Source organism: Mesorhizobium sp. M7A.F.Ca.CA.002.04.1.1, from assembly GCF_004022805.1.
Taxonomy (GTDB): domain Bacteria; phylum Pseudomonadota; class Alphaproteobacteria; order Rhizobiales; family Rhizobiaceae; genus Mesorhizobium; species Mesorhizobium ciceri.
On sequence record NZ_RZPL01000536.1, the window covers coordinates 1 to 4,099 of the forward strand.

The 4,099-nt window shown below is 62.5% G+C and carries 4 protein-coding genes and 1 pseudogene; 2 read left to right on the top strand and 3 right to left on the bottom strand.

Annotated features, from left to right (window positions below; all coding sequences use genetic code 11):
- Nucleotides 1–450 (bottom strand): annotated as a pseudogene (locus tag ENZ75_RS23600) (DUF1499 domain-containing protein); the annotation flags it as partial.
- Nucleotides 451–530: 80 nt separating this feature from the next.
- Nucleotides 531–2,159, bottom strand: coding sequence for a fatty-acid--CoA ligase (locus ENZ75_RS23605; RefSeq protein ID WP_063167687.1), 1,629 nt, complete (start codon nt 2,157–2,159; stop codon nt 531–533).
- A gap of 182 nt (nt 2,160–2,341) precedes the next feature.
- Here ENZ75_RS23605 and ENZ75_RS23610 point away from each other — a divergent pair, with 182 nt between their 5' ends.
- Nucleotides 2,342–2,698 (top strand): hypothetical protein, encoded by a 357-nt coding sequence (locus tag ENZ75_RS23610; RefSeq protein WP_013532740.1) that lies wholly within the window; start codon nt 2,342–2,344, stop codon nt 2,696–2,698.
- A gap of 147 nt (nt 2,699–2,845) precedes the next feature.
- Complete coding sequence (locus tag ENZ75_RS23615) at nt 2,846–3,235, top strand: DUF427 domain-containing protein (protein ID WP_013532741.1); 390 nt, start codon at nt 2,846–2,848, stop codon at nt 3,233–3,235.
- A gap of 35 nt (nt 3,236–3,270) precedes the next feature.
- Here the strand turns inward: ENZ75_RS23615 and ENZ75_RS23620 are convergent, their stop codons facing one another.
- On the bottom strand, nt 3,271–4,011 hold the full coding sequence (locus tag ENZ75_RS23620) for a polysaccharide deacetylase family protein (protein WP_013532742.1): 741 nt from the start codon (nt 4,009–4,011) through the stop codon (nt 3,271–3,273).
- Between the last annotated feature and the right edge of the window lie 88 nt (nt 4,012–4,099).

Sequence of the window (4,099 nt, forward strand, 5' to 3'; positions counted from 1 at the left end):
GACCAGCGGATAGCTATCGGTCTGCAGCCGCTGTTCCCCAGGCGTCGACGGCGCAAGCACGTTCATATCCTTCTTGCGGTCGCTCACGTCGAGCGCCGGCGGTTCGTCGAAATCCGTCGAGATGTCCCTGAGCGGCGGATAGATCGTCGCCCAGTAGGCGGCGACGCCGTAGGGTGCGAGCACCAGCAGCGCCAGCAGCGCGCCGACCGTCAGGTCGCGACCGCCGCGGTCGCCGAAATTCCAGAGCCGCGAAAAGGCAAACCCGGCAAACAACAGCGCCATCGCCGCCAGCAGCGCGACAATGCCGAGCACCCACAGAAAGACAGGTGTTTCGACGAGATCGAAGCGATGGCCGACAAAGACCGTCAGCAGCAGCACCAACGAAAAAGCGGCCGTGCGCCGCGACCATCCGGCCGCCCTCGACGTTTGCCGTTCAGGAATACTTGCCATCGATTGCCGCACCACCCCAACCCGAACGGAGACTTAGAACCTTTTTGCGATGCCATGAAGCCGAAACATGCGACATCGCGTCAATCCGTCGGCAGGCGATAATCCTTGAACTGCTGGCGCAAGGTGATCTTCTGGATCTTGCCGGTGGCGGTGTGCGGAATTTCACCGACGAAGGCGACATCGTCCGGCATCCACCATTTGGCCACCTTGCCGTCCATGAAGTCGAGAATATCAGCCTTGCTCGGTTCCTTGCCCGGTTTGCGGACGACGACCAGCAGCGGCCGTTCGCCCCATTTCGAATGGTGGACGCCGATGGCTGCCGCCTCGGCGACATCGGGGTGACCGACAGCCAGGTTCTCGAGGTCGATGGTCGAAATCCATTCGCCGCCGGACTTGATGACGTCCTTGGCACGATCGGTGATCTGCATATAGCCGCCCGCGTCGATGTGGGCGACGTCGCCGGTATCGAACCAGCCGTCCCCGTCGAACTGCTCCACGCCGGCGCCGCCATAATAGGCACGGGCAACGGCCGGCCCACGCACTTTCAGGCGGCCAAATGTCTTGCCGTCCCAGGGTTGCGCATTGTTGTCGTCGTCGGTCACCTTCATTTCGACGCCGAACGGCGGATAGCCCTGTTTCTGCTGGACATCGAGCCGGGCTTCGCCCTCAAGACCAGCATAGTCCGGCTTCAGGGTGCACAGCGTGCCGAGCGGCGACATTTCGGTCATGCCCCAGGCATGGATGACCTGGACATCGTAGTTCTGCTGAAACTTCGTCATGATCGCGCGCGGGCAGGACGAGCCGCCGATGACGACCTTATTGAGATAGGGAAGCTTCTTGCCGGTCTCCTCCAGATGCTGCAGCAGCATCATCCAGACGGTCGGCACGGCCGCACTGAAGGTCACCTTCTCGGTATCGAGCAGTTCATAGATCGAGGCGCCGTCCATCTTGCAGCCGGGCATGACCAGCTTGGCGCCGATCATCGGCCCGCTCTGGCCAAGGCCCCAGGCATTGGCGTGAAACATCGGCACGACAGGCAGGATCGTGTCGCGCGACGACAACCCCATGGCGTCGGGCATGGCGGCGATCATGGCGTGCAGCACGTTCGAACGGTGGCTGTAGACGACGCCCTTGGGATCGCCCGTGGTCCCGGAGGTGTAACACATGCCTGCGGCGGTGCTTTCGTCGAAGGTCTTCCAGGCGAAGTCGCCATCCGCCTCGTCAAGCCACTCTTCATAGGCGACCACATTGGGCAACGTCGTCTGCGGCATGTGTGCCTTGTCGGTCAGCACGATCACCTGTTTCAGCGACTTGACGGCGCCGGCGATCTTCTCGAGCAGCGGCACGAAAGTCAGGTCGACGAAGACTGCCTTGTCCTCGGCATGGTTCATGATCCAGACGATCTGCTCGGGAAACAGCCGCGGATTGAGCGTGTGGTAGATGGCGCCGATGCCCATGATGCCGTACCAGGCCTCGATGTGGCGGGCGGTGTTCCAGGCCAGCGTCGCGATGCGGTCGCCCAACCCATAGCCGTCGCGCTCCAGCCGCTGGGCGACCTTCAGGGCGCGACGATGGATGTCGGCGTAGGTGGTGCGCACGATCGGCCCTTCGATCGAGCGTGACACGATCTCGCGCATGCCATGCTGCCGCTCGGCATTGTCGATGAGCTTATGGCAAAGCAGCGGCCATTCCTGCATCAGTCCCAGCATTCGGTCCTCCCTCACGCTTTTGCGTTGTGCTTTTTGTCCCATTGTGGAGCGAACCGACGGATTGTCCAGCCGCCAATACGGCCGAGCACTGCATTGGGAACAACCGCCACAATCCGGCCATCGTCGGCGTTAAGCTTCGTTAACGGGCAAAGGGGTGCGATTGGCGACTGAAAGAGGTTCGCATGGACGCGCAGCTCGACGACAAGGCTCTCGAGAGTACGCTTGCCGAAAGTCTGGCCGATCTGGTGCCGGACACAAAGACTGTTTCCGAAGATGAATTTGTTGAAGTTGTCGGCGGCGCGCTGGAAGCGGTCGGCGGCACGTTGCTGTTCAAGATGTGCGTCCAGAACCAGGGCGAGGACCAGCACGTCGCAGCCGCGTCAGTCGGCGATGGCGGAAACCGCCAGTTCCTGCTGCTCACCTTGCCGACCGGCGGTGGTTCCCTGAAGGTCGAGACCGTATCGAGAAGCAGCAACCCGGTCGCCGGTATTGCTGCCGCCTATGCGGGTCTCATGGACGTGTTCAAGGCCGCTGCCTGACAGCTGACGACAAGTATCGAGGATATTCGGAGGCGCGATCCGGCAGTGCCGGCCTGGGCAGGTGTTTGCGTGTTGCATGGCGACGGCAGGCCTTGAACAATGCGTTTGCGCGACACATCTCAAAGTCGACGCAAGGAGAGCCGCCGCATGGATCAGATCGCCAACCCCGCACCCGGTTTCCAACGCAACCCGGACAAAATCATCACCATCGAGCCCTATGCCGGCACCGTTACCGTGCGCGCCGGAGACGTGGTCATCGCTTCAACAGCGAAGGCCAAGGTGCTGACCGAAGCTCCCTATCCGGCGGCCTTCTACATTCCGTTCGCCGACATCGATTTCGGCAAGCTTGGCCGCACCGACCACTCGACCCATTGCCCCTACAAGGGCGATGCAAGCTATTGGAGCGTGCTGCCTGCCGGCGAGACCGGCCAGAACGCCATGTGGGCCTATGAACGGCCTTTCGACGAGATGGCTGAAATCGGCAACCACGGCGCATTCTACGCCAGCAAGGTCACGATCGAAGCCAAACCGGACTGAGCCAACGCCGAAGCGGGATACGCTCGGCTGGCCACTCACTCCGTGGTGCCGTTATTGCCGATGCCCTCGGCATCGTCGAGCCGCACAAAGGTCAAGCCCTTGGCCTTGAGCGCCAGCAGCCCCTGCACCACGCCTTCGCCTGCCGCATGGGTCGGCTGGTTGATATGCGAGATAATGACGTCGCCGTCCTTGGCCGCCGCGATGCGCCGCGCGGTTTCCTTGGCGCCGAGCAAGGAGCCGCCGTCGCCGTTTATCGAGAATCCCGCGACCTTGAAGCCAAGCTTGCGGATCATGGCGATTGCCGACGGGCTGTATTCGGCGGTTGCGCCACGAAACCATTTCGGCGCCGGCTCGCCGGTCCCGGCAAGAGCGGCGGCCCCCGATTCGACCTCGGCCAGCACCGCATCCGGGCTGCCGGCGCTGCGGATGCCGTAGATTTTCCGCGGCGTGTCGACCGCCGGGATGTGGTGACCGCCGTGATTTTCCAGTTCGAACAGATCGGGATGCGCCCGCATGATCTCGACGGCGGCGGCGTTTCGCTTCAGCCAGATGCCGGTCACGAAAATGGTGGCGGGGATCTTGTTGTCCACCAGCGCCGAAAGGATCCGGCTGTCGGTCTGTCCGCCGCAGGCATCGAGCGTGAGTGCCACACGGCCGGCGCCGCTCGCCTGCGGCCTGATGTGCAGCGTCGGCTCGACGAGCGGCGCGGCATGGCCGGCGGATGCCATCGCCAACGACATGGCGATCATCCAGAGATTTTTTTGCAGCAGGCGCATCAAACCGATTTCCTGACCCGTCATTTCAAGCAGGCATCCCAAAGACCCGCATGAAGGCGGAAATCAGGATGATGCATAGCAGAAAAGC

Excerpts from the sequence above, each read along its gene's own strand:
- ENZ75_RS23605 (WP_063167687.1), bottom strand. The coding sequence starts at position 2,159 with ATGCTGGGACTGATGCAGGAATGGCCGCTGCTTTGCCATAAGCTCATC.
- ENZ75_RS23615 (WP_013532741.1), top strand. The coding sequence starts at position 2,846 with ATGGATCAGATCGCCAACCCCGCACCCGGTTTCCAACGCAACCCGGAC.
- ENZ75_RS23610 (WP_013532740.1), top strand. The coding sequence starts at position 2,342 with ATGGACGCGCAGCTCGACGACAAGGCTCTCGAGAGTACGCTTGCCGAA.
- ENZ75_RS23620 (WP_013532742.1), bottom strand. The coding sequence starts at position 4,011 with ATGCGCCTGCTGCAAAAAAATCTCTGGATGATCGCCATGTCGTTGGCG.